Origin of the sequence: Herbiconiux sp., assembly GCF_004297105.1 — a bacterium.
GTDB lineage: Bacteria > Actinomycetota > Actinomycetes > Actinomycetales > Microbacteriaceae > Herbiconiux.
In genome coordinates, this window is record NZ_SCVE01000012.1 from 279,860 (window position 1) to 304,321 (window position 24,462).

Annotated in this window: 25 protein-coding genes and 1 tRNA gene; 11 read left to right on the plus strand and 15 right to left on the minus strand. The window is 69.3% G+C overall.

The features are described 5' to 3' along the window. Positions 1-87: 87 nt before the first annotated feature. Positions 88-1,128, minus strand: coding sequence for a substrate-binding domain-containing protein (locus EPO52_RS07715; RefSeq protein WP_290804260.1), 1,041 nt, complete (start codon positions 1,126-1,128; stop codon positions 88-90). Between the two features lie 205 nt (positions 1,129-1,333). Between EPO52_RS07715 and EPO52_RS07720 the strand changes: the two genes are divergently transcribed. Beyond that, positions 1,334-2,398: a VanZ family protein gene (locus tag EPO52_RS07720; RefSeq protein ID WP_290804263.1), complete on the plus strand. Its 1,065-nt coding sequence runs from the start codon at positions 1,334-1,336 to the stop codon at positions 2,396-2,398. A gap of 40 nt (positions 2,399-2,438) precedes the next feature. Here EPO52_RS07720 and EPO52_RS07725 read toward each other — a convergent pair whose 3' ends face one another. The 5 genes from EPO52_RS07725 to EPO52_RS07745 all read right to left on the minus strand — a co-directional run bounded on the left by EPO52_RS07725 (position 2,439) and on the right by EPO52_RS07745 (position 5,757). Beyond that, positions 2,439-3,230, minus strand: coding sequence for a hypothetical protein (locus EPO52_RS07725; RefSeq protein WP_290804266.1), 792 nt, complete (start codon positions 3,228-3,230; stop codon positions 2,439-2,441). 66 nt (positions 3,231-3,296) lie between these two features. After that, positions 3,297-3,539: a hypothetical protein gene (locus EPO52_RS07730; RefSeq protein ID WP_290804268.1), complete on the minus strand. Its 243-nt coding sequence runs from the start codon at positions 3,537-3,539 to the stop codon at positions 3,297-3,299. 10 nt (positions 3,540-3,549) lie between these two features. Continuing rightward, entirely contained in the window at positions 3,550-4,173 is a 624-nt protein-coding gene (epsC, locus tag EPO52_RS07735) for a serine O-acetyltransferase EpsC (RefSeq protein ID WP_290804271.1), read from the minus strand. Between the two features lie 17 nt (positions 4,174-4,190). Continuing rightward, positions 4,191-5,129 (minus strand): cysteine synthase A, encoded by a 939-nt coding sequence (gene cysK / locus EPO52_RS07740; RefSeq protein WP_290804274.1) that lies wholly within the window; start codon positions 5,127-5,129, stop codon positions 4,191-4,193. 163 nt (positions 5,130-5,292) lie between these two features. After that, positions 5,293-5,757 carry a DUF4190 domain-containing protein gene (locus EPO52_RS07745; protein WP_290804275.1) on the minus strand — a complete coding sequence of 155 codons (465 nt, stop codon included), beginning with the start codon at positions 5,755-5,757 and terminating at the stop codon, positions 5,293-5,295. 184 nt (positions 5,758-5,941) lie between these two features. Here EPO52_RS07745 and EPO52_RS07750 point away from each other — a divergent pair, with 184 nt between their 5' ends. Continuing rightward, a complete protein-coding gene (locus tag EPO52_RS07750) occupies positions 5,942-6,874 on the plus strand; it encodes an aldose 1-epimerase family protein (protein WP_290804278.1) in 933 nt (310 codons plus the stop codon). A gap of 14 nt (positions 6,875-6,888) precedes the next feature. Here the strand turns inward: EPO52_RS07750 and EPO52_RS07755 are convergent, their stop codons facing one another. Then, positions 6,889-8,388, minus strand: coding sequence for an MFS transporter (locus EPO52_RS07755; RefSeq protein ID WP_290804281.1), 1,500 nt, complete (start codon positions 8,386-8,388; stop codon positions 6,889-6,891). 136 nt (positions 8,389-8,524) lie between these two features. On the opposite strand from EPO52_RS07755, the gene EPO52_RS07760 reads away from it, so the two are divergent. Beyond that, positions 8,525-9,151: a TMEM175 family protein gene (locus EPO52_RS07760; protein WP_290804285.1), complete on the plus strand. Its 627-nt coding sequence runs from the start codon at positions 8,525-8,527 to the stop codon at positions 9,149-9,151. Between the two features lie 35 nt (positions 9,152-9,186). On the opposite strand, the gene EPO52_RS07765 is transcribed toward EPO52_RS07760, so the two are convergent. Next, complete coding sequence (locus tag EPO52_RS07765) at positions 9,187-10,482, minus strand: MFS transporter (RefSeq protein ID WP_290804288.1); 1,296 nt, start codon at positions 10,480-10,482, stop codon at positions 9,187-9,189. A gap of 50 nt (positions 10,483-10,532) precedes the next feature. Here EPO52_RS07765 and EPO52_RS07770 point away from each other — a divergent pair, with 50 nt between their 5' ends. Further along, positions 10,533-11,252 (plus strand): GntR family transcriptional regulator, encoded by a 720-nt coding sequence (locus EPO52_RS07770; protein ID WP_290804291.1) that lies wholly within the window; start codon positions 10,533-10,535, stop codon positions 11,250-11,252. An 89-nt stretch (positions 11,253-11,341) separates the two neighbouring features. Here the strand turns inward: EPO52_RS07770 and EPO52_RS07775 are convergent, their stop codons facing one another. Continuing rightward, entirely contained in the window at positions 11,342-12,136 is a 795-nt protein-coding gene (locus EPO52_RS07775) for an alpha/beta hydrolase (protein ID WP_290804294.1), read from the minus strand. Positions 12,137-12,254: 118 nt separating this feature from the next. Between EPO52_RS07775 and EPO52_RS07780 the strand changes: the two genes are divergently transcribed. The 3 genes from EPO52_RS07780 to EPO52_RS07790 all read left to right on the plus strand — a co-directional run bounded on the left by EPO52_RS07780 (position 12,255) and on the right by EPO52_RS07790 (position 14,385). Continuing rightward, on the plus strand, positions 12,255-12,746 hold the full coding sequence (locus EPO52_RS07780; RefSeq protein WP_290804297.1) for a YchJ family metal-binding protein: 492 nt from the start codon (positions 12,255-12,257) through the stop codon (positions 12,744-12,746). Next, a complete protein-coding gene (locus EPO52_RS07785; protein ID WP_290804299.1) occupies positions 12,730-14,088 on the plus strand; it encodes a lipase family protein in 1,359 nt (452 codons plus the stop codon). Before EPO52_RS07780 ends, EPO52_RS07785 begins: the two co-directional genes overlap by 17 nt. Before the next feature lie 81 nt (positions 14,089-14,169). After that, a complete protein-coding gene (locus EPO52_RS07790; protein WP_290804302.1) occupies positions 14,170-14,385 on the plus strand; it encodes a hypothetical protein in 216 nt (71 codons plus the stop codon). Positions 14,386-14,511: 126 nt separating this feature from the next. Here the strand turns inward: EPO52_RS07790 and EPO52_RS07795 are convergent, their stop codons facing one another. Then, the gene (locus EPO52_RS07795; protein WP_290804305.1) at positions 14,512-15,051 is read right to left on the minus strand and encodes a TetR/AcrR family transcriptional regulator; all 540 of its coding nucleotides are present in this window, start codon (positions 15,049-15,051) and stop codon (positions 14,512-14,514) included. A gap of 53 nt (positions 15,052-15,104) precedes the next feature. On the opposite strand from EPO52_RS07795, the gene EPO52_RS07800 reads away from it, so the two are divergent. Next, positions 15,105-15,833, plus strand: coding sequence for an MBL fold metallo-hydrolase (locus EPO52_RS07800; protein ID WP_290804308.1), 729 nt, complete (start codon positions 15,105-15,107; stop codon positions 15,831-15,833). 52 nt (positions 15,834-15,885) lie between these two features. Here the strand turns inward: EPO52_RS07800 and EPO52_RS07805 are convergent, their stop codons facing one another. The 3 genes from EPO52_RS07805 to EPO52_RS07815 form a co-directional block, all read right to left on the minus strand. Next, positions 15,886-16,131: a hypothetical protein gene (locus tag EPO52_RS07805; protein WP_290804311.1), complete on the minus strand. Its 246-nt coding sequence runs from the start codon at positions 16,129-16,131 to the stop codon at positions 15,886-15,888. A 381-nt stretch (positions 16,132-16,512) separates the two neighbouring features. Beyond that, complete coding sequence (locus EPO52_RS07810) at positions 16,513-16,875, minus strand: hypothetical protein (protein WP_290804313.1); 363 nt, start codon at positions 16,873-16,875, stop codon at positions 16,513-16,515. Positions 16,876-16,902: 27 nt separating this feature from the next. Next, positions 16,903-17,094: a hypothetical protein gene (locus tag EPO52_RS07815; protein ID WP_290804316.1), complete on the minus strand. Its 192-nt coding sequence runs from the start codon at positions 17,092-17,094 to the stop codon at positions 16,903-16,905. A 492-nt stretch (positions 17,095-17,586) separates the two neighbouring features. On the opposite strand from EPO52_RS07815, the gene EPO52_RS07820 reads away from it, so the two are divergent. Both EPO52_RS07820 and EPO52_RS07825 read left to right on the plus strand, forming a co-directional pair. Continuing rightward, positions 17,587-18,135, plus strand: a complete 549-nt coding sequence (locus EPO52_RS07820; RefSeq protein ID WP_290804319.1) for a hypothetical protein — start codon at positions 17,587-17,589, stop codon at positions 18,133-18,135. Next, positions 18,132-18,620 (plus strand): HEPN domain-containing protein, encoded by a 489-nt coding sequence (locus tag EPO52_RS07825; RefSeq protein ID WP_290804322.1) that lies wholly within the window; start codon positions 18,132-18,134, stop codon positions 18,618-18,620. The genes EPO52_RS07820 and EPO52_RS07825 overlap by 4 nt, the downstream gene beginning before the upstream one ends. 821 nt (positions 18,621-19,441) lie before the next feature. Here the strand turns inward: EPO52_RS07825 and EPO52_RS07830 are convergent. Beyond that, a tRNA-Arg gene (locus EPO52_RS07830) sits at positions 19,442-19,515 on the minus strand. Positions 19,516-19,675: 160 nt separating this feature from the next. On the opposite strand from EPO52_RS07830, the gene EPO52_RS07835 reads away from it, so the two are divergent. Beyond that, positions 19,676-22,786, plus strand: coding sequence for a DEAD/DEAH box helicase (locus tag EPO52_RS07835; protein ID WP_290804325.1), 3,111 nt, complete (start codon positions 19,676-19,678; stop codon positions 22,784-22,786). Positions 22,787-22,825: 39 nt separating this feature from the next. Here the strand turns inward: EPO52_RS07835 and EPO52_RS07840 are convergent, their stop codons facing one another. After that, positions 22,826-24,388 (minus strand): LuxR family transcriptional regulator, encoded by a 1,563-nt coding sequence (locus tag EPO52_RS07840; RefSeq protein WP_290804327.1) that lies wholly within the window; start codon positions 24,386-24,388, stop codon positions 22,826-22,828. Positions 24,389-24,462: the final 74 nt, after the last annotated feature.

The window sequence follows — 24,462 nt, forward strand, 5'->3', positions numbered from 1 at the left end:
TCTTTGTGCGGATGATTCCGGGGATCGGGTATCGCGGAGGGCCGGGGGCGGCGGCGATGACGCAACCGCCCCCGGATGCTCAGGGGGTCAGCCCCAGCACTTGTCGAGACCGAAGGTGGTGTCTTCGGAGTCGACGCCCGACTGCGGCTTGTCGGTGATGAGGGTCACACCGGTGTTGGTGAAGTCGAGGCCGTCGCTGTTCTGCGGCTTCGTGCCGTCGGCGAGGTAGGCCTTCACGGCCTGGAGCGCCTGCTTCGACATCTCGAGCGGGAACTGCATGGAGGTGGCGGCGATGACGCCCTCCTTCACGTTCGTGACCCCGGGGCAGCCTCCGTCGACGGAGACGATGGTGATGGAGTCCTGGAGACCGGCCGCAGTCACCGCCTGGTAGGCACCGGCCGCCGTGGGCTCGTTGATCGTGTAGACGAGGTTGATGGTCGGATCCTTCTGCAGGAGCTTCTCCATGCCGGTGCGGCCGCCGGCCTCGTTCGCGTCGGTGACTTCGTGACCGATCAGGCGTGGGTCTGTCTCGTCCCACATCTTGGTGGGATCGGCGAGGTCGATGCCGAAGCCCTCGAGGAAGCCCTGGTTGCGGGCCACGTCGACCGGGATCTGATCGGTGCTGAGGTCGAGGGTGGCGATGCGCGCGGGAGTGTCGCCGAGCGCCGCCTTGGCCCACTCGCCCACGAGCTTGCCGGCGAGCACGTTGTCGGTGGCGAAGGTGCCGTCGATCCCCGAGCCCTCGCTGAGAGGCGAGTCCATCGCGAAGACCACGATGCCCGCATCCTGAGCCTTCTTGATGGCGGGCACGATGCCGTCGCCGGCCGGAGTGATGAGGATCGCCTTGGCGCCCTGGGCCGTGAAGTTCTCGATGGCCTTGATCTGCGAGTCGACGTCGCTCTGGCCGTCTCCGCTCGCGACCTGGAGGTTGAAGCGGAGCGCCTCGGCCTCCGTCTTCGCTCCCTCGGTCATCTTCACGTAGAAGGGGTTGTCCTGGGTCTTGATGACGAGGCCGACCAGCGGCTCGTCCGAGTTCGACGAAGAAGCGGCGCTGCAGCCGCTCAAGCCGAGGAGCACCATCGCTCCAGCGGCGGTCGCAGCGACGATGCTGCGAGTTCGTGCGTTCATGAGTACCTCTCGAAGGAAGGGAAATGATTACCGGTGGAATTAGAATAGGGGAAATTTCTACGATTACAAGACGAAAGCAAAGAATGTTTCCTGCTCACCCGCGGGGGTGAATTCGGCCCCCGTGCGCGCCTTCCCACGCAGGCACTGGCAGGATCGGCGCAATGACCACTTCTCCCGTGCCGATCGCGGGCCCGGCGCCGCGGCCGTGACCCGCGTCACCCCCGGCCTGCTCGCCATCCTCATCGGTGCGGCCGTCGCTCTGATCCTGTTCGTGCCCTTCGTGGCCGCGAGCTTCCGCGCCCGGGGCGGCTTCGGCTGGCGACGTGCGGCCGCGTGGTTCGCCCTGCTGATCTCGTTCCTGGCCATCTGGGCCTACACGATCCTGCCCGCACCGCTGCCGACCGACGACTACACCTGCACCACCGCGAACCTCGATCTCCTGCGCGACCTCCGTGACATCATCGCGATCCAGCAGGGCGGCAGCTCCCTGATCGCGAACGCCGCGCTGCAGGTGACCGTTCTGAACGTCGCACTGTTCGTCCCGATCGGCTTTCTCGTGCGGATCCTGTTCCGTCGCGGCATCCCCACCGCGTTGCTCGTGGGCTTCGTCCTCTCCCTTCTCGTGGAGACCACCCAGCTCACGGGTCTCTGGGGCATCTACCCCTGCTCGTACCGGTTCTTCTCCGTGGGCGACCTGCTGCACAACACCCTCGGCGCCGGCCTCGGCTCGGCGCTGGCGCTGCTCGTCACCCGGCGTCGCGCGGGCCGTCCGACCGCGGGTGAGGATGTGCGGCCTCCCGCTCGTGTCACCGCGACGCGACGCCTGCTGGGCATGCTGTGCGACGTGCTCCTCGTCGGAGTGGTCTCGGTTCTGGCCGGCTTGGTCGTCGGCCTGGCAGGCGCCGGATCCGTGAGCGATCCCGCGGAGACGTCGATCGGTACCGTGGCCGGACTGCTCGCCTATCTCGTTCCACTCCTGCTGACAGGCACCAGTCCGGGCGAGTCCGCGGTTCTGCTGCTCGGCACCGGGGGTCGGGTCCCCACTGTGCTCGCCCGGATCATCCGGGCCGGCACAGGTCTCGGAGGAGCCATCGCCCTGTCGGAGTTCGTGCCGGTGGTCGGAGACCTGATCGCGGCAGCCCTGGTGGTGGGCACCCTCGTGCTGGTGTTCACCACCCGGAACCACCGGGGGCTGGCGTGCCTCGCGGCCGGCATGGACGTCGTCGACGCCCGCGCGCCCATCATCGGGCAGGCGCTCACCACTCGGTGACGCCGGTCAGGCGTCTCCGCCGGCAAGGCGTCTCCGCCGGTCAGGCGTCTCCGCCGGCATCATCATCCGAATCGGCTGATCCTGCATCGCGTCTCACCTTTCGCGCCCGAACCTGCAGGAGCACGATCGACACGATGACGAGTACCACCAAGAGGCCCACCATCAGCAGGCGGTTGCGCAGCGAGTCGGCCTCCTCGGCAGCGGCATCGCGCTCCACCTCGACGCCCTTCGCGGAGAACGCGGCCGTCGCCGGCTCGGGCACCGACCGCAGCGTACCCGGTGCCTGCTGCAGCCAGCGCCAGGCGGAGGCGTCCCTCGGCAGCGCGGTCACGCGCGGCGCAGCGACCACGACCTCAGCGGATGCAGCGAGGGCATCACCTGTCGCCGCACCGCCCATCGCGGCATCGGCATCGCCCTCGCTCCATCCCGCGCCCGCACCGACCTGCGTCGATCCGGCAGCGCGCTGCGCGTCCCACTGGGCATGCATGTACTCGCTCAGATCGGGAGTGGGCGGCGGATCGAGCACCCAGGGAGCCGGTTCGGTGCCCGGCTGGGGCGGCAGGTCGAGTCCGGGCTCGTTCGAGAAGTCCGCGTCACCGTCGTCGGGGGTGGTCGCGCAGATGCACAGCGGATCGGAGGGCTCGACCGTCACCGGCGACGGGTCGGGAGGCGCGGGCTGCTCGGTGGCGGATGCCGCTGTGGCAGGGCCGGCCACGATCAGGGCGGCGAGCACGGCGGCAGCTCCCGCCGAGAACACCGCTGACCTCGCGAACACACCCGCCCCTGACTGCGCGAGATCGGCCCCGCTCCCGGCGCTCCCCCGGAGCGCCACACCCGAAGATTAGGCGAAGGCGCGGCTCGCCCGCAACCGCGGCCGAAGCGCCCGCCCCCGTGCCCGCTACTGCACGCGGGAGACGAAGAAGGCGAGTACCCCCACCAGGATCACGGCGACGCCGGCCACCTGGAGCGCCACCCGCCTACGTCGCTGGGAGCGCAGTCTCCCCTCCGGCGAGACCGGATGAGGCCTCCCGCTGGACTCGCCCTCGGGCGACTCCGAGGGCGGTTCGCTCAGGCTCGTGCGCACGGTGAACCAGAGCATCGACGCGAGCAACGCGATACGGGCCCCCACCCGGCGGATCACGGCGGCGGCCTCAGATGTAGATGGCCGGGTCGAGGTAGAAGGCCGGGTCGGTGAGGGACTCGCGTGGCGTCGACGAGTCGGGCGCATCCGCTCCCCGACGCGACACGTCTCGCGCCGGGATGCCGACGAGCACCGAGCCGGCAGGAGCGTCGCGAACCACGACGGCGCCCGCGCCCACGCTCGAGTCGGCGCCGATCACGATCGGACCGAGGATGGTCGCATTCGCTCCCACCACGACACGGTCGCCGAGCGTCGGGTGCCGCTTCTCCCGCCGGGCGCTCTTCCCACCCAACGTCACCCCGTGATAGAGCATGACGTCGTCGCCGACGACAGCGGTCTCCCCGATCACCACACCCATTCCGTGGTCGATGAACAGGCGACGCCCGATTCGCGCCCCCGGATGGATCTCGATCCCCGTGAGGAACCGCGCGAACTGCGACAGCAGCCGGGCCGGCAGCCTCAGCCCCGGCGCCCGCCACCAGCGATGCGCCACCCGGTACGCCCAGAGCGCGTGGACTCCCGGATACGCGAGCACCACCTCGAGCGACGACCGCGCGGCCGGATCGTGAGCGCGCGCGGCAGCGACATCCTCACGCAGGCGCGCGAAGAGTCCCGGCCGCCGGGCCGTGCTCACGGGTTCGGATCCGCCGCTCAGTCGGCGAGGCCGGCCCAGAGCGGCGTGGAGATGTAGCGCTCACCGAGGTCGCAGATGATGGCCACCACGGTCTTGCCCGCGTTCTCCGGTCGAGCGGCGACCTGCAGGGCGGCCCAGACGATGGCTCCCGAGGAGATACCGGCCATGATGCCCTCCTCGCTGGCGAGCTTGCGGGCCACGTCGAGGGCGTCATCCAGGGTCACGTCGACGATCTCGTCGTAGACCTCGCGGTCGAGGATCGGCGGGACGATGTTGGCGCCGATGCCCTGGATCTTGTGCGGCCCGGCGACGCCCTGCGTGAGCAGCGGGGAGTCGAGCGGCTCGACACCGATGACCTGCACGGAGGGCTTCTTCTCCTTGAGCACCTGGCCGACGCCCGTGATGGTGCCGCCCGTGCCGATGCCGGCCACGAAGATGTCGACGGCGCCGTCGGTGTCGTCCCAGATCTCGACGGCGGTGGTGGCGCGGTGGATGGCCGGGTTCGCCTCGTTCTCGAACTGGCGGGCCAGGATGGCGTTCTCCGTGGAGTCGACGATCTCCTGCGCCTTCGCGAGCGCACCCTTGATTCCCTCGGGGCCCGGGGTGAGCACGAGCTCGGCGCCGTAGGCGCGCATCACCACGCGGCGCTCCGCCGACGCGGTCTCGGGCATGGTGAGGATGACCTTGTAGCCGCGGGCCGCGCCCACCATCGCGAGCGCGATGCCGGTGTTGCCGCTCGTGCCCTCGACGATGGTGCCGCCGGGCTTCAGCGCGCCGGCCTTCTCGGCGGCGTCGATGATGGCCACACCGATGCGGTCTTTCACGCTGTTGGCCGGGTTGTAGAACTCGAGCTTGCCGAGCACGGTGGCGTCGACGCCCTCGGCGAGGCGGTTGATGCGAACGAGCGGGGTGCGGCCGACGAGCGCGGTGACGTCGTCGTAGATGCGTGCAGCCATGGGATGTGTCCTTCGGGATCAGATCGTTGAGCGTCGTGCTCAACTCTAGTTCGGGGCGCCGGGATGAGACGGTTTATGACGGCGTCGACGCTGATCGGGACCACGGAGAAGGCCTCCGTCGTCGGGGTGACGACGGAGGCCTTCTCCGGATGAGCGGGTTCGCTCAGCTGCAGGTGTAACGCACTCCATTGACCTCGTGCACACCCGGACCGAGACCCTGGCACGCCTCGACGATGGCGCTGGCACCGGCCGCGATCGCGATGATCACGATGATCACGATGATCAGGCCGATCACGAGCGCGATGATGGAGACGATGATTCCCGCCTTGGCCGGGCCGTTCTCGAAGCCCGCCTCCCTCGACTGCTTGCGCGCGATGATGCTCATGATGAGACCGGCGATCGGCGCGATGATCTGGAAGACGAAGAATCCGGCGATCGCCACGATCAGACCGGCGATACCGAGCCCCTTGCCGGGGAACGTGGCCGGCGAGCCACCCGAGGTCGGAGCCGGCTGGTACTGCGGGGCTGCGGGCGGCGCCGGCGGAGCGGCCTGGTACTGGGGGGCGGCGGGCGGCGCCGGCGGAACCGGCTGCTGCGGGGGTACGGGGGGCTGGTTCTCGTCGGTCATGACGCGACTTCCCTTCTGAGTGGAGGATTCCCGATGCGAGGATTCTCATACGGAGAATTCCAAGGTGATTCGAAGGTTACCGCGAAGCACCCGTCGAAGCTCGGATTTCTTCGGCCCGCCCTGCACCGGCGAGACGGTAGCGTGGAGGCCGTCCGCCGCATCCGCTTGTCTGAAGGAGGCCACCGTGGCCGCACGCCGCCCGCTCTCCGGGGCCCGTTTCGACCTCGAACACGGCCCCTACCGCGCCTCGATCGCGAGCATCGGCGCGAGCCTCCGACTGCTGCAGCACGACGGCCGCGACCTCGTGGTTCCGTTCGGGCTCGACGAGATGCGACCGGTGTTCCGGGGCGCGGTGCTCGCCCCCTGGCCGAACCGCGTCACCGACGGCGCCTACCGGTTCGCGGATGTCGCGCAGCAGCTCCCGCTCACGGAGCCCGCGCGCGGGCACGCCCTGCACGGGCTCGCGCTCTGGCTCGATTTCGCGCCGGTCTCCCGTTCGGTCGACCACGTGGTGCTGACGGCCACGGTCGAGCCGCAGACCGGGTATCCGCACCGCATCGAGCTCGAGGTGGAGTGCCGGCTCGACGACGACGGGCTGCACCAGAGCGTCGTCGCCCGCAATACGGGCGACTCACCGGCCCCGTTCGGCACCGGCCCGCATCCGTATCTCGTGGCGGGCTCCGGCCCCCTCGACGGGTGGGTGCTCGACCTCCCCGCGGGCGAGATCCTCACCGTGACGCCCGAACGACTGCTGCCGATCGGCATCTCCGACGTCTCGGTGGAGGAGAGCGGCAGATTCGACTTCCGCACACCGCACCTCATCGGTGCCACCGTCATCGACCACGCCTTCACCGCGCTGCAGCGCGACGATGACGGCATCGCCACCGTGCGGCTCACCGCCCCCGACGGCTCCGGCGTGGCGATGCGCTTCGAGCGCTCCTGCGACTGGCTGCAGGTGTGCACGGCCGACAACGTCGTCGCCGACTACCACCGGGCCGGCCTCGCCGTCGAGCCGATGACCTGCCCGCCCGATGCGTTCAACTCGGGCCGCGACCTCATCGTGCTGGATCCGGATGCCTCGACCACCGCATCCTGGAGCATCGCCGCCCTCGTCTGAGGGCGTCGCGCGGCTCAGCTCTGGACGGTCAGGTCGTCGCGGTCGGGGATGCTCGACCCGGCGTACGCCTTGTGGTGGCGCGGGATGAACAGCGCGAACACCACGCCCACGAGCGCACCGGACATCGAGATGATGAACGCGAGCTGCAGGCCTTCGGGGCTCGGCGTGGTGACCTCGCCCACGGTGATGACGTGGGTGGAGAGAACCACCCCGAGCACCGCGCTCGCCACCGTGGAGCCGAGCGTGCGCATCACCGAGTTGAGACCGTTCGACGCGGCCGTCTCGGTGGCCGGGACGGCTCCCATGATGAGCGTGGGCATGGCGGCGTAGGCGAAGCCCACGCCGAAGCCCACGACGGTCGCGATGAGGATCATGTGCCAGATCTCGGTCATCAGGAACAGCGCCAGCAGGTAGCCCACCGCCGTGATGGAGATGCCGAGCACGAGGCTGGTGCGCGCTCCGCGGGCCCGGGTCAGGCGCGCCGCAACGGGTGACATGGCCCACATCACCAGACCGCTCGGCATCAGGCAGAGGCTCGCGATGAGCATCGACTGGCCGAGCCCGACGCCCGTTCCGAGTGGGGCTTCGAGGATCTGCGGCAGCACGACCGTGCTCGCGAAGAAGCCGAAACCCACCATGATCGAGGCGAGGTTGGTGAGCAGCACACTGCGCCGCCGGGCGATCCGCAGGTCGATGAGCGGGCTCGAGGAGCGCAGCTCGAACATGCCCCAGAGAATCAGGATGACGAGACCACCGATGAGCAGCCCCAGGGTCACCGGGCTCCCCCACCCCCAGCTGCCGCCCTTCGAGACGGCGAGCAGGATGCCGGTGAGCCCGACGGCGAGGCCGATGGCGCCGAGCACATCGAAACGGCCCTCGCTGCGAAGTGTGCTCACCGGGATGAACTTCCACACCAGCAGACCGCCCACGAGGGCCAGCGCACCGGAGACCACGAACAGGAAGTGCCAGTCGAGGTACTGCGAGATCACGGCCGCGAGCGGCAGGCCCACCGCGCCACCGACACCGAGCGTGGCGCTGACGAGCGCGATGGCGCCGCCGAGCCGATCGCGGTGCAGCACATCGCGCAGGATGCTGACGCCGAGCGGGATCACGCCGATGCCGATGCCCTGCAGCGCCCGGCCGATGATGAGGGGGATGAGCGAGGTCGCGAACAGGGCCACGACCGAGCCGGCCACGACCAGGGCGAGCACGATGAGCACCATGCGGCGCTTGCCGTAGAGGTCGCCGAGCCGGCCCGTGATGGGCGTCGCGATGGCCGCCGCGAGCAGGGTGACGGTGACCGCCCACTGCGCATCCGAGGTCGAGACGCCGAGGATCGTGGGGAGTTCGGGCACCAACGGCGTGAGCAGCGTCATCATAAACGCGGCCACGAGACCCGTGAATGCGAGGGTCACGACGACGGCGCGCTGGTTCACGGGCCGCTGGAGTTCGGCCCGTTCGGCGTCGGTCAGCCAGGGTCGGTCGATGTCGTTCTTCTCGTCGAGTGATGTCACGTGAAAATGGTCCCTTCGCGTCCGTGCGGGCACACGACGCTGGGGCCCGGCGGAGGCGACTTTGTTAGCCCCCGTCAACTACTTTACGCCAGTACAACCGCGGCCACCTGGAATCCATTCCGCGATAATGAACCCCATGCACACGGAGCGCGGATTCGACCGGCTGGTCAATTTCAGCGACGCCGTGGTCGCGATCGCGATCACACTGCTGATCCTGCCACTCGTCGACACGGCGACGGAGTTCACCGGCGACAACATCCTCGACCTGCTCCAGGAGGACTGGCTGAAACTCCTGGTGTTCGTCATCAGCTTCGTGGTGATCGGCCGGTTCTGGCTCGCCCACCACCGCATGTACGAGAGCATCAACGGCTACAACAGCGGGCTGCTGTGGGTGAACCTGCTGTGGCTGATGAGCATCGTGTTCCTGCCGTTCCCCACGGAGCTGATCGCCACGAGCGGTGGTGACAACCCCACCACGAGCCTGCTCTACGTGGGCACGATGGTGGTCACGAGCATGTCCGGCGCCTGGCAGCAGTGGATCGTCATCCGGCACCCTGAGCTGCAGGCGCCGGAGGCACGCGGAACCATTCGCATCGGGCCGGCCATCTCGACCGCGGCGATGATGGTCGTCGTGTTCATCGCCACCGCTCTACTGCCGCAGCTGGGGCTGCTGACCCTGTTGCTGCTTCTGCTGGCCGGACCGCTCCAGGCCATCACGAGACGGCTCGCGCGGCGCTCGGATGCCGGCACCGCGGCACCCTGAGATGCCGCCTGCCCGGCAGCCCGTGATCCCTTTCCTCAGAGCCGGTCGCGTTCGGCCGATGCGCGCGGGATGATCGGTACGGCGATCGCCGGGCAGAGCGCCACCATCACGAACGCCAACGGGAATCCGATGGCACCGATCACCGCTCCCACCCCGGGGCCCACCACCGACGCGGCGATGAACTGGGCTGTGTTCTGCGCGCCGAGAGCGCGGCCGGCCCACGCGGATCCGGCGACCTCGGCCACGGAGGTGAAGGCGAGCCCGTTGTCGGCGACGCTGACGGTGGTGGCGAGCACGTAGAGCACGGCTGCGGCGACAAGCAGGGGCACGACGAGCGCCCCGCCCGCCTCGACGGACTGGCCGGGCTGCAGCGCCGCGACGCCGGCGAGCGCGAGCATCGCGACGGCGGCCGCCACCGCCACCCAGGCGAGCGGCCGCACCCGGCTGCCCACCCGGTCGCTCAGCACCCCGGCGGCGATCCGGCCGAAGGCACCCACGAACTGCGCGACACCGACGAGGATGCCCGCGGTGAGCGCATCCATGCCCACCTGCGTGATCAGCCACACCAGCCCGAAGGTCGACAGCGTGAACTGGGGCACCACGAGCAGCACCGACACGGCGTGGATGCGCCAGAGGAAGCCGCTCGAGCGGTACGGGTTCGTGGAGACTGCGGCATCCGGAACGCCTTGCGTCGATGCGGCGGCGGCACGGGGCGCGCTTCGCGGCGGGTTGCGGATGCCGATCGCGCACGCGATCGCGAAGACACCGCAGAGCACCAGGGGGACGACGAGCGCGGCCCCGACTCCCGCGCTCGCGGCCAGTCCGGGAACGAGCAGAGCGGCGATCGTGACCCCGAGCGGCTGGGCCATCTGCCGGATGCCCATGGCGAGACCGCGGCGGTCTTTCGGGAACCAGCCCACCACCACACGACCGCTGGCCGCGTTCGAACTCGCCGACGCCGCACCGCCGAGGAAGAGGAAGATGCCGAGCTCGAGATAGCCGCTCGCCACCACGGCCCCGGCCGCGGCGAGGGCCGTGAGCGCCATGCCGCCGGCGATCACCCAGCGCTCGCCGATGCGATCGGCCAGGGCGCCCCAGGCGATGAGGGTGAAGACGAGGCCGATGTTCGGCACGGCCGCGAGCAGGCCCGCTTCGGCGAGGGAGAGGCCGCGTTCGGTGTGCAGGAGCGGGATGAGGAAGGCGGGCGCCGTGACGAAGACCGTGCCGGAGATCTGGGCGCCGAGGCCGAGGCCGAGCACCGTCCACGCCCGGCCCGGGCGGGGCATCGGAGCCCGCGGTGTGCGCTCTGCTTTCACGGCATGGTCGGTCATGTAGAGTTACGGTACACCAATTTGGTATCCCAATATTCGACAGGGGCAGCGTGACATCCACTTCAGACCCGGTGCCGCTCGCGTCTCAGACCGAGCAGCTCGTCACACGCTTGCGGTCGGCGATCCTGGAGCTCGATCTCGCGCCCGGCGCCGTGCTCACCGAGCGCGGGCTCGAGTCGGCCTTCGCCGCGTCGCGCACTCCCGTGCGGTCCGCGCTCAGCACCCTGTTCGGCGAGGGTCTCGTGCAGCGGGAAGGCCGAAACGGGCGGGGGTGGATCGTGGCGCCGATCGATGTCGACCAGATCCGCGAGCTGGCCGAACTGAGGGAAGCCGTCGAGACGTCGGCCGTTCGCTTGGCGGTGGCACGGGCATCCGCGCCGCAGATCGACGCGCTCGGGGCGCAGCTCGACGCCGCGCGGGGCGAGGTCGCCGAGTCGGAGTCGGCCGGGGTGCGGGCCGGGCACGACTTCCATGTGTCGCTGGCGGCGCTCTCGGGCAACACCCTCATGACCGACTCGGTGCGGGATGCGATGAACCGTCTCGCGCGCACCCGATTCCTCGAGGTGCGCACCCCCGAGTCGCGGGCCCAGGCCTGGGCGGAGCACCGGGCCGTGCTCGACGCGGTCGCGGCCCACGATGCCGAGCTCGCGGCCCGACTGGTGGGCGAGCACATCCGGGCCACCAACGAGCGGCTCGTGAGCTTTCTCACGGCCGAGCGCCGTCGCCTCCGGGGCCACGGTCTCACGATCGTCGACACGCGCGCCGACTAGCCTCCGTTCTCCGCTCTCTGCTCTCCGCTCTTGGGCCCAGGCGAAGGCGCTCGAAGCCGCCCCACGCGACGGGCCGGCAGTGGCGCGGTTCACGCGGTCGCGCGGGCGTCCTCCTGGGTGCGGAAGAAGGCGGCCGCCTCCGCCTGGAAGAGGCGCGACGTGACCGCGGTCACGTGAGTGCGGCCGGGCAGCTCGAGGGAGCGCGCATTCGGCAGCTCCTCGGCGAGCGCCTGTGAGTGAGGAGCCACGGGGTCGTCGCCGCCGGCCACCAGGAGCATCGGATGCTGCGGCACCCGCTTCCGGGCCGTAAACGGCCGTCGGCGCACGGCCTCGGCCACTCGCAACAGCGCCTGGGGATCGTTGCCGGGGAGCCCCGTGGTCATGGCCAGGAAGTGGGAGGTGGGGTCATCCGGAGTCGAGGCGGACCGGAGGGCGTCAGCCGACCCGGCGCTCAGCAGCTGCCGGGCCCGGGCGTGGTCGAAGCCCGCGAACGACCCGGCGAGCGGTGCGCCGCCCAGCACGAGGGAGCGCACGCGCGTGGGATGGCGGAGGGCGAAGTCCCAGCAGAGGCGGGCGCCGAGAGAGTAGCCGAGCAGGTGGACGCTCGCGAGCCCGAGGGTGTCGAGCACGGCCACGAAGTCGCCGTGGAACCGGGGCACGTCGTAGGCGTCGAGGCGTCGCGGGCGATCGCTGCCGCCGTGACCGCGCAGGTCGAGGGCCACACCGGAGAACCCGGCTTCGGTGAGGGGTGCGGGCCAGCGCGCCCGGATCCAGTTCGCGCTGCGATCGGAGGCGAAGCCGTGCACGAGCAGGATGGGCGGATCGGCGAGGTCGCCGAACGTCTCGTAGGCGATGCGGACGCCACCCGACACGAGTTCCGGCACCCGTCGAGCCTAAGGCGCGAGGCGGGCCACTCCTGCACAGCCCCACTGCTCGCCGTCGTTCTCCACACCTCCCGTATCGCACTCCCTATGTGCGCCCTCCACTCGCGATAATGAATCCGTGCCCGCCCTCTCCGACCCCGCGCCCCACGCCGACTCCCCGGCCGGGGCGGTCGCGCGCTCGGGCGCCGAAACGGTCTCGCTCGACGACTCCGCGCGCTGCCCCTGCCAGAGCGGCGAGGCGTTCGGCTCGTGCTGCGGGCCGTATCTCAGCGGTCAGGCCTCGCCACCCACGGTCGAGCGTCTGATGCGCTCGCGCTACACCGCCTTCGCCGTGCGCGATGCCGCCTATCTCCTGCACAGCTGGCACCCGAGCACGCGCCCGGCAACGCTCGAGCTCGAGCCCGGCATCCGCTGGTTCCGGCTCGACATCCTCGACCGCGTCGCCGGAGGCCTGCTCGACAGCACCGGCATCGTCGAGTTCGAAGCGCGGTACCGCATGCCCCCTGCCGGCAACAGTGGTGACGAGTCACGCCCGGCTGTGGGAATCCAGCACGAGCGCAGCCGCTTCGAGCGGGCCGAGGGGCGGTGGACGTATGTCGACGGAGAATGAGATCCCCTCCGGAGGCGCGCCGTCGAGCGCCACTCCTCCCGCGGCGCAGGCGCCGCTCGCAAGCGACGCCGCGCCCGGCGGTACCGTCGAGCCGCCTCATCCCCGCCGGGGCCGAGTCCGGCGGAGAGTCGGCCTCGGCCTCGCGGCGATCGGGCTCACCGTCGCCGTCGTCGTCGGGCTCGCCCTTGCCAGCTCGTTCTGGAACATCGGTGGGCGGCTCGCCGAAGGCGTGGCGGAGCAGCAGACTGAAGGGTCGTTCTACCGCGTCGACGCGCCGATGGCGGCCGCGGCACCCGGCACCCTCATCCGCTCGGAGCCGATCGCGAACGCGCCCGCCGGCTCGACCGCCTGGCGGGTGCTCTACCACTCCACCGACGTGCACGGCACCGACATCGTGGTGTCGGGCGTCGTGGTCGCACCCGACGGCGACGCCCCGCCCGGGGGTCGGCCGATCGTGTCGTGGGGGCATCCGACCACGGGCACTGCAGTGAAGTGCGCGCCTTCGGTCGGCATCGATCCCTTCGACCTCATCGAGGGCCTGAAACAGCTCCTCGACGCGGGCTACGTCGTGGCGGCCACCGACTACTCCGGGCTCGGCGTCGACGGTCCCGCGTCCCAGACGCCCGACTCCTACTTGATCGGCGTCACCGAGGGCAACAACATCCTCGATGCGGCCCGTGCCGCGCGGGCCCTCGACGGGGCGGGCGCCGGCACCGCGCTCGCGCTCTGGGGTCACTCGCAGGGCGGCCAGGCAGCCCTGTTCGCCGCTCAGCTGGCACCGGCCTACGCGCCGGAGTTCGACCTCAAGGGCGTGGCGGTAGCCGCACCCGCAACCGGGCTCGCGGCGCTGCTCAAGGCCGACATCTCCGACATCTCGGGGGTCACCATCGGCCAATACGCCTTCGCGGCCTTCGCCTCGGTCTACGGTCCGACCACCCCGGGTGCCGAGCTCAACACCATCCTCACCCCTCCCGCCGCAGCGCTCACCGATCAGATGAACTCGCTCTGCCTGCTGGGCGAGAACAAGGAATTGCATACCCTCGGAGAGCCGCTCATCGGCGACTATCTCGCCGCCGACCCCGCCACCACCGAGCCGTGGGCCACCCTGCTGACCCAGAACACGCCGGGAGCCACGCACCTCACCGTCCCGCTCTTCGTGGCACAGGGCGACAGCGACACCCTCGTGCACCCGGAGGTGACCGCGGCCTTCGTGCAGCACGAGCGCGATATCGGCACGGTTGTCACCGCTGAGACCATCGAAGGAACGGGTCATGGTCTCGTGGCCGACCGCGCGATGCCTGCGGTCATGACCTGGCTCGGCACACTCGGCCTGCCGAACTGAGCCGTGCGCCTTGGCGGATGGGCCGGATCGGCGCACCATGGGAACTGACCCACCACGAGAATACGACGATCGGAGCACGCGATGACGGGTGAACGGGACATGGATCCGAATGTCGACGAACACGAGTACGACACCGACACCGACTACGGCGACCCGGAGCGCGACGGCACCGGCGCCGACCCCGTCGAGGCCGACGAACATGCCGACAACCCGCATCCGGATGCCGACGGCGACGTCACGGCAGGCACCTCGCGCGACGACGCGGTGGGGGAGATCGTCGACCCGAAGGCCGACTGAGCGGCCCGGAACGCAGCTCCGCTCTGCGCCGCACCGCTCGTCGCCGTGCCGGGCGGAGCAGAGGCGGGTGGAGCAGAGCCGGGTGGAGCAGAGCCGCTTCAAGCCACACCGCCCCACGCCGCGGAGCTAGTCGAGCGTGATCGCCGCCACGATCCGCGCCACGCCGAACTCCCACGCGGCCTGCACGTCGCCGCCGAGCTTGAACGTGCCGTTCAGTTCCATGCCGATGAACCCCACAGCCCACGCGGTCAGCGTGCGCGCCGCCTCCAGCGCGTCATCCGGCCCGGCGAGCGCGCTCGCGACGCGCAGGATCGACGCGCTCGCCGCCTCTCCGAACTGCGCCGAGGCCGTCTGCGCTTCCGCCCCCGGCGACATCACGAGCTGAAAGGCGGCGGGCCGTTCGTGGCCGAACGCCCGGAGGGTGTCGGCGAGCAGCCGCGGGTCGTCGACGCCCTCGAGCCGTCTCGCGAGCTCGCTCAGCGACCCCTCCGCCACGAGCTGGATGAGCCGATCACGGCTGTGCACGCGCTTGTAGAGGGAGGGCGCACGCACGCCGACGCGTTCGGCAACGGCTTGCATGGTGACGCCCTGCACCCCCTCGGTCTCCAGAAGAGCGGATGCGGTGTGCACGATCTCGTCGAGCGTCGTTCGTTCGGGGGTGGGCATGATCCCAGTATAGCTATTGACCGTAGCCATAAAGGCTATGTATCGTAGCCATCATGAAACTCGCACCCCACCTCCACCGAATCGGCAATGACATCGTCGCCGTCTATCTCGTCGACACCGATGAGGGGGTGACCATCATCGACGCCGGTCTCGCCGGCCACTGGCGAGAACTCCTCGCCGAGCTCGCCTCGATGGGGCGCACCCTCGCCGACGTCAAGGGCGTCATCCTCACCCACGGCGACGGAGACCACCTGGGCTTCGCGGAGCGCATCCGCCGCGACCACCGCGTCCCTGTCTTCGTGCACCCGGCCGACGCGGCACGCGCGAAGGGCGGCCCGAAGCCCGCCAATGCGAAGCAGCGGATGCGGCTCGGCGCAACCCTCGGCTTCTTCGGCTACACGCTCCGCAAGGGCGGGGCCCGCACCACCTACCTCACCTCCACGGTGGATGCTCGCGACGGCGAGACGCTGGCGCTCCCCGGATCACCGCGCATCATCGCCCTGCCGGGGCATTCCGAGGGCAGCATCGCCATCCACGTTCCGATCGCAGACGCGGTCTTCGTGGGCGACGGCCTGACGACGAGGCACGTGCTCACGGGCTCCTCGGGCCCGCAGCCTGCCCCCTTCACGGATGAGCCCGCGCAAGCGCTCGCCTCACTCCGCGCGCTGCTGCCGACGGGAGCGACGTGGGTGCTGCCGGGCCATGGAGCACCGTGGAACCGCGGAGTCGAGGCGGCGGTGGCCGCGGTGGAGAAGGCGGCGAGGAGCACGAACGCCGCGTGATTCGTCGCGCGGCGCACTGCCGCGCGACGTGCCTCGGCCGTGTGACCTGCGCCTATGCTGCCATCAACTGAGCAGCCCCGTAGAGGGCGAACGCGATGCCGACCACGATCCACACGGCCCCGATGACCCCGATCACGACGGGCGACGAGTGCTCGGGCGCCGCGTCCCGATCCCCACCCTGGAACTTCTTGTTGCGGTGCACCGGGCGAGCGGCGATACCGACTCGCCGCACGATGAGCACCCCGCCGGCCACGACGAACGCGACACCGAGGATCACCAACCCGATCCATCCGACCACAGCGCCTCATTCCGTCCCGACTATTCGACCACGAAACCCCTCCACTCGGCGAACCGGGAGCGGTGGGACATGGATGCGGGCGGGCGACATCCTGCAGCCGGCTGCAGGTGTGCACGGGAAATCTGCCGTCTACGGAGTGCGAGATTTGTACGCTGGTCGACGTGAAATTTGCGTGGTAGAAGGCCTGATAGAGCAGACTCCAGCCGGCTTCCGCCTCCACGACAGGACCGCTATCTGCCGCAACGAATGACGCCACCTTGCGTCACGTGGTGCTGCTCGCCACGAGTCGAGATGCCTACAGGAGATCGGATGGGGTCGCCGTGGTTCCCCTTGCACTGATCGGACACTGAATGCGCGCGAACCGATTCAGCCGTCACCACCTCACGGCAGCAGCATCACGAGGTCGAACGAGCCTGTCGCGAGGCTCAGGCGACCGCCGCCCGGGTCGGCGGCCCGGGTGAGGTCACCGAGTGACACCGGATCCGGGCCGACCCCGAGTCGGTCGAGCACCGAGCCACGCGCGAAGACCGTCACATATTCGAGAGGTGATTCGCCCGCAGCGCCATCGGCGCGCACGAGCTCACGCGCCGTCGCGAGCTCGCATCGCCGCCGAGCGGAAGCGGGCAAGGGGAACCGCAGCCGCGTGGGCACCACGATGAGGGATGCGAGAGAAGCGGCGAATCCCGCCGCACAGACCCCGAGGCGTGCGGGCTGATCAAAGAAGACCAGCACCATCTGCGACATCCGCCCGCTCCTCTCCGACCCTGCCGGCTACGGCTTGATCGGCTTCCACTTCGGCAGGGAAGCCGGCTCAGGCACGGCCGGGGGCGGGAAGCGCACCAAGCGGATCGACGAGTTGAGGAAGAGAGCACCGATCGCGAGTGGGATCACGTCCCAGAACGACAGAGGGGTCACGCCCGGGAATCCGATGATCGTCGAGACGACGCCCCACACGAGGCTCACGATGAATAGGGAACCCAATACGAAGCCCGCCGTCGGCCGCGCAGTCATCCTCCACCACGGTCGGGGTGGAGCAATGGCTTCGCCGCTGCCTCGGAAGCACCGGACAGCGACCCCGAGCACCAGCCACGCGAGCAGGGTGGCGCTCAGCGAGGCAGCCCACAGCGGGACGATCGGCCAGAGAACAAGTCTCACGACATTCGCAACAACGAGGAACGCGACGAAGTACGCCACCTTCCACCGGGTCTTCCGGATGCGCAGCACAGCAGTCCCCTCCCCCACGAAGCCAGCATCCCATATCCCGGAAAGCCACTCCCCACACCATGCACACATTCTGTACGCTCAGACCGAGTGCCCCCTTCGTAGAGGCCGGACGCATCGCAGGGGGCCCTAGCGACTAGGCGCAGTCGATGTTGACCTATCCATATTCACGATAGTATTATCGCGAATATGAACAATGCAGCTCCGACGCTCTCGCCGCTGTTTCGTTCAGATATGCAGGGCGAGATCTTGGCGCGAGTCTTCCTCAACCCGGATCGCTCGTTCACGGTTTCGGATCTCGCCCGAGCGACGCACGCGCCCTACGCGAGCGTGCATCGCGAGGTCAGGCGGTTGCTGCAGATGGGTATCGTGCGCGGCGAGAAACGCGGTCAGGCCCTCGAGATCAGTGCCCGAGTCGACTCTGCGGTCTTCGCCCCCCTCTCGGAACTTCTCCGAATCTCCTACGGTCCGGCAGCAGTGCTTCCGGCCATGCTGGCGGGTATCGAGGGAATCACCGACGCCTACATCTACGGTTCTTGGGCGGCACGGCGGCTGGGCGAACCCGGAGGCTCCCCGGGTGACGTCGATCTTCTCGTCATCGGCAATCCGGCCCGATCAGAGATCTACGAGGCGGCCCAGCGTGCCGGTTCGGTTCTCGCTCGCGAGGTCAATGTGCGGGTGATCAGTGCTGATGCCTGGACATCGTCTGACGACGACCCGTTTCTTCAGACGATCAGGGAACGCCCCCTCGTCCAGCTCAACCTCCAGGAGATCTCCGAATGACCAGCTCGAATGACTCGATCACCCGATGGGACCGTGGTCGCGCAGAGATCGACCAGCTGATCCAGCAAGCGCGACTCACCCGCGTCCAGCCCAACCGTGATCTGGCAAAGTCCTTCATTGCCCAGGCCCGACTACACCTCGCCGCGGCAGCGACTCTTCGAACCATCGATCCTGCTGGTGCATTCACTCTCGCCTACGACGCCGCACGGCTGTCGCTTGCCGCGACCCTCGTGAATCAGGGACTCCGCCCTCGTGGCGAGGGCGCCCACGCGGTGCTCCTCGAGGCGGTGCTCGCTCAACTGGAGCCACCGAAGCAGAAGGAGATCCGCGAGTTCGACTGGATGCGCCGGCTCCGCAACGACACCCAGTATCCGGACGTGGACCGGCCGACAGCGCGGGTCGATGACGTCGACCAGGCAATTCCCGCAGCTGAGGCGATCCTCGAGCGAGCGGCCAAAGTCATCGACATCATGCCGCCGTACTGAGCGCACGCAGACTGGCCCATCCGAAGATCTCTACGGAAGTGTCCTCAAGAACACTCGGGACAAATAAGAATGGGAACGACCCACGCGAGGCTGCGCCGGTAGCCGAATTAGTGAAGCTCGACGTGCGTCCGGAAGATTTTCGCGGTGGCCGTTGGCACCCGTGCCGATAAGGTCAAGTCATGTTGGTGCTCGTTGACCCGAACGGTGATCCGACGCTCGCTGGACTGTTCCTAGGGGGCGTGTGGCTTCTCGTGTGGGTCGTACTGGTCACGATCGCAATTGCAATCGTCGCCTTCGGTCTCCGGTGGTTCTCCCGGTACATGGGAACGCGCTATCCCGGTCCTGAGAGTCAGCGCCCAAGCTACCAAAGTGACGACTCAAAGTGAACGCAACACCATTCGTCCTGGGTGCCATCAGCACGTTGCTCGGAGTGCTTCTCATCGTGTTCCGGAAATCGTGGGAAAGGGACCGCGATGCCCAGCTACGCGATGTTGGTGAGCACACGGAACTCACGATTCGTATCCTGCGCAGGATAAGGTTCACGATCCTGACCGGCTGTGGATTCATCCTCATCGGAGTGCTGACGATCCTGTCTGGACTATTCCCGCTGTAGAGCAGAGAAATGCCCCCACACCGCTCCTGGCCGCGCTCGGCACGGTGATGTCCGCGGTGAAGGAAACGGCAAGCGCATCGAGGCGTGTTCGCCGACGGCGAGGCGGGACAACGATCCCACCGCCGTCGCTGGCCTGCGGACTGTGCATGCGAACGCAGCGGCGGGTAACGAAAACTCCCCCGCCATGGTGATGACGGGGGAGAATCTGTGCGCCCTAAGGGATTCGAACCCCTGGCCTTCTGATCCGTAGTCAGACGCTCTATCCAGCTGAGCTAAGGGCGCATCTTCCACACGGTTTCCCGCGCGGACATCAGAGCCTATCACGGCCGGAAACGAGGTTCCAACTCGGCCCGACGGAGGCTCCGTGACGCTCGCGGAGCCGGCCGGGCAGCGGATGCGCAGTCGCGACGGCGTTGTCGGTGACCGGTGGGAGCATGGAGTCATGCCCGCCGACACCTCCCCCGCCCGCGGGCGCCGTTGGCAGGCCGTCGTTGGCGCCATCGCGAAGCAGGGTGTCTCCGAGACCGAGGCCTCCACCCCCATGGGCCTGCAGTTCGAGGTGCGCGAGCTCGCCCCGCGCACCCACGACCGCTGGCGCGGGCCCGTCACCCGCACGGCCGGAGCCGGCACCGCGGCCCCACCCGAGAAGGTCGCCACGGGCGACGCCGGTCACACGCACGCCGCTCCCGGCAACGCCAGCCACAACGGCAACGCCAGCGACGCCGAGCGCGCCCCCCGCCGCCTCGCCGTGCGACCCGTCGTACGGGCGGCATCCGGAGCGTTCGTCAAGGCAAACGTCACCTGGGGCTCGTTCGCCCACCAGATCAACCGCCTCAACCTCGACCCCCGCCACCACCGCTGGTTCGCCCAGTTCGCAGCCCTGCACCGCGCCACCCGCGATGCCCTCACCACCCCCGAGACCGACTGGATCACCCTCGACGACTTCGCCAGCCCCCTCCTCTGGGGCCTCCTCGACGAGGCCCGCCGCCTCGGCATCGAACTGCTCACGTCGGCGAAGGGCGGCACCGTCACAGTGGGTCACGTCGCATCCGTGAGCCTGGATGCCCGCCACGACGCCCGCGGCACACTCCGCCTCACCCCGCAGCTCAGCATCGACGAGACCGAGACCGAACCCCAGACCGAGACCGAGCCCCAGGCCGCTCTCGACGCCGGAGCCATCGGCGACCACGGCGCCTACCGGTACACCCTCGCCCGCCGCCCCGGCCCCACCATCACCCTCGCCCCCACCGCCCACCCCCTCAGCCCCGAAGAGCTGCGCCTGCTCGGCCAGGCCACCCTCGTCATACCGAAAGCCGACCGCGCCCAGTTCTTCGACGAGTACTACCCGAGCCTGCGCCAGAGCGTCACCCTCACCTCGCGCGACGCATCCGTCGAGCTCCCGGATGTGCCTCCCCCCACGCTCGTGCTCACCGCCCGATTCCGGCCCTCCGACGTGCTGCAGCTCGACTGGGACTGGGTGGGCCACCGCGACGACGCCGCCGAGCGCGCCATCCTCGCCGACGTCGCCATCGAGCTCGACGCCGTGCTGCGCGATTTCCCACCCGTCATCGACCCGCTCACGCCATCGCTCGTGCTGCGCGGCGTGGATGCGGCCGCCTTCGCCGAGAAAGCCCTCCCGATGCTCGGCGAACGCCTCGATGTGCGCGTCGACGTCATCGGCGCGCAGCCCGTCTACACCGAGCTCACGGGCCATCCCGACGTCACCATCACCACCGTCGAGACTCTCAAGCGCGATTGGTTCGACCTCGGCGTCGTGGTGAACCTGAACGGCTACCGCATCCCGTTCGGCCCCCTGTTCAAGGCCCTCGCGAAGGGCCAGAAGCGCATGCTCATGGTCGACAAGACCTACCTGCGCCTCGATCATCCTGCCTTCGACCGTCTGCGCGAACTGCTCGAGGAGGCCGGCACGCTCGACGAGTGGGAGACCGGCGTGCGCATCGCCCGCCACCAGCTCAGCCTCTGGAGCGACTTCGACGATCTCGCCGACGAGAGCACCGAGGCGGTGGCCTGGCGCGCCGCCGTCGAGGGCCTCCGCGACACGGATGCGGTTCCCCCCACGCCGGTGCCCTCCACCATCGATGCCACCCTCCGGCCGTACCAGAAGGCCGGATTCGACTGGCTCGCGTTCCTCTGGCAGCACCGCCTCGGCGCCATCCTCGCCGACGACATGGGTCTCGGCAAGACGCTTCAGACGCTGGCGCTGATCGCGCACGCCCGGGGCGCCGGAAGCCGCAGCAGCACCCCCGCCGTAACGGATGTCGCCCTCCCGCCCCGCGCCGAACATCCGTTCCTCGTGGTCGCCCCCACCTCCGTGGTGGCCAACTGGGCCGACGAGGCGGCGCGCTTCGCCCCGGGACTCGTCGTGCGCACCGTCACGGCCACCCAGGCCAAGAACCGCAGAGCGGCTGCGGCACCTCCTCTCGCCGAGCAGGCCGCCGGAGCCGACATCGTGGTCACCAGTTACGCGCTCTTCCGCCTCGACTTCGACTCGTACTCCCGCGTCGCCTGGTCGGGCCTCATCCTCGACGAGGCCCAGTTCGTGAAGAACCACACCTCGCGGCTGCACGCCTGCGCCCGCGAGCTCGAGGTCGACTTCACCCTGGCCATCACGGGCACGCCCCTCGAGAACAACCTGATGGAGCTGTGGGCCCTCTGCGACATCGTGGCCCCCGGTCTCTTCCCGTCGGCCACCCGCTTCGCCGAGAAGTACCAGCGGCCGATCGAGCGCGGCATCGATCCGGGCGCGCTCCGGAAGCTCCGGCAGCGCATCCGTCCGTTCCTTCTCCGCCGCACCAAGCAGGCGGTCGCCCCCGAACTGCCCGAGAAGCAGGAGCAGGTGCTTCGGATCGAGCTCGCCCCGGCGCACCGGCACCTCTATGACACCGTGCTGCAACGCGAGCGGCAGAAGCTCTTCGGCCTCATCGACGATCTCGACCGCAACCGCTTCATCGTCTTCCGTTCGCTCACGTTGCTGCGCATGCTGAGCCTCGACGCGTCGCTCATCGACGAGGCGCACGCGAGCATCCCGTCGTCGAAGCTCGACGCGCTGATCGAGCACCTCGACGAGGTGGTGGCCGAAGGGCACCGCGTGCTCGTGTTCAGCCAGTTCACGAGCTACCTCTCGCTCGTGGCCGCGCGCCTGCACGCGGAGGGCATCGCGCACGAATACCTCGACGGCTCCACGAGGCGGCGACCCGAGGTGATCGAGCGGTTCCGCGAGGGGGATGCGCCCGTGTTCCTCATCAGCCTCAAGGCGGGCGGCTTCGGCCTCACCCTCACCGAGGCCGACTACGTCTACCTCCTCGACCCGTGGTGGAACCCGGCGACCGAGACCCAGGCCATCGACCGCACCCACCGGATCGGTCAGACCCGTCCGGTGAACGTCTACCGGCTCGTGGCCTCGGGCACCATCGAGGAGAAGGTGATGCAGCTCAAGGAGCACAAGGCGCGTCTCTTCGATGCGGTGCTCGACGATGACGCGCTGTTCGCCCAGACCCTCACGGCCGACGACATCCGCACCCTGCTCGCCTGACGGGGAGAGAACCGCGGCACGAACCGACGGCCGAGGCGCTCAGGCCAACAGGTGGGGAGCCGACGCGACCACTCTGATCGCGTCGTCGCGGTTCGTCACTCCGAGCTTGCGATAGATCGACTTCACCTGCGACTTCACGGTGTTGTGCGACACGTGTTCGGCGGCGGCGATCGCGTGCAGGCTGGGTGCGGCCATCAGGTGGCGCAGCACGACCCGCTCGCGCTCACTGAGCTGCACCACCTTGGGCGGGGTGGGCGCACCACCCAGCGAATCGAGTTCCTGCACCACCCGCGGAGGAAGGCTCGCCGGCTGGCCGGCGAGGAGCGTCGTGCGCTCGGCGGCGGTCAGGCGGAGCAGCACGATGAAGAGGCCCTCCGAGATGATGAGGTCCATGGCCGCCTGGAAGTACGCCTGGGCTTCCGCGGGCTGTTCGAGTTGGAGATTCGCTGCCGCCGCGATCATGAGCAGCTCGACGGTGATCCGCGCACTCGTCAGTGGCTCCGCAAGACCGGGGCCCACGAGCACGACCGCCCCCTCGGCATCTCCGCGGCGGAGCGCGGCCCACGCCCGGAGAACCCGGACCGGGTCGTTGGCGGCGGGGAGGTCGAGCACGCGGAGGTGCCCGATCGTCCGGCCGGCCGCCTCGACGTCGCCGATCGCCAGCTGGAGCTCCGCCGTGGCCATCGTGGTCAGCCACCCGTTGAGACCGGTGGTGCGCACCCTCTCCGGCTGACTCGCCATCGCTGCGCCGACCCGGGACAGCTGCTGCCGTGCTCGTCCCGAGGCGCGAGCGAGCACGGATTCCACGAAGAGCCTCAGTGCCCAGGCCTCGCGATCGACGTCGGCCGAAGGGGCGGCATCCAGCGCCGCCCGGGCGTCGTCGAAACGGAGATCGTGAGCGGCCATCAGGGCTTGGGCGAGATCGCCCCGGGTGAGCACGGTGTCGATGACCGCCGACCGGCTCTCGTCGAGGATCTTCGGCCGGCGGCTCAGCCACTGCTCAGCGGCCGTCTGGTTGCCGGCGAGGGCGTAGTTCAGCGCCAGAGCACCCGCGGCCTTCACGGCGATCCGCCTGTTGTCGAACGTCAGCGCTTCGTCGAACGTGCGCTCGTAGGCGCGGGCCGCGTCGACCAGCTCGCCTCCGAGCTCGAGCGACATCGCCCACTGCAGACGGATGTCGGGCAGCACCGGCCGGATGGCGGCCAACGCGTCATCGGAGACCTCCGCGATGGCCGCGTGCGCTTCTCGCACGAAGGCGACCGCCTGGGCCGGATTCCCCTGGAATCGAGCAGACACGCTCCGGCTCGTGAGGTCGGCCAGCTGGTCGAGGAGGCCCCCGGGGCCGGCGGCGACCGTGTGCTGAAAACGGAGAGGGCGCACGTCGCCGTTGATGGGGAGATAGTTGGCGTAGGTCTTCGCTGCGACGAAACGGGGATTCGCCTCGAGCACCGGGCCGGGCAGCGCATTGATGGCCTCGACGAGCAGAGCCTGATCGGTCTGGGTGAGAACAGCCCAGTGCTTCTCGATCGTCTCGAGCACCGCATCCCACTCGTGCGCGCTCAGGGCAGCTCTCAGAGCGTCTACAGCTGACGACGGGGACATGGACCACCAGTGTAAGCACATGTCGCGACCGGACGGGATCCCGTCATCACGCCTTGATCACGGCGTCTCAGCCC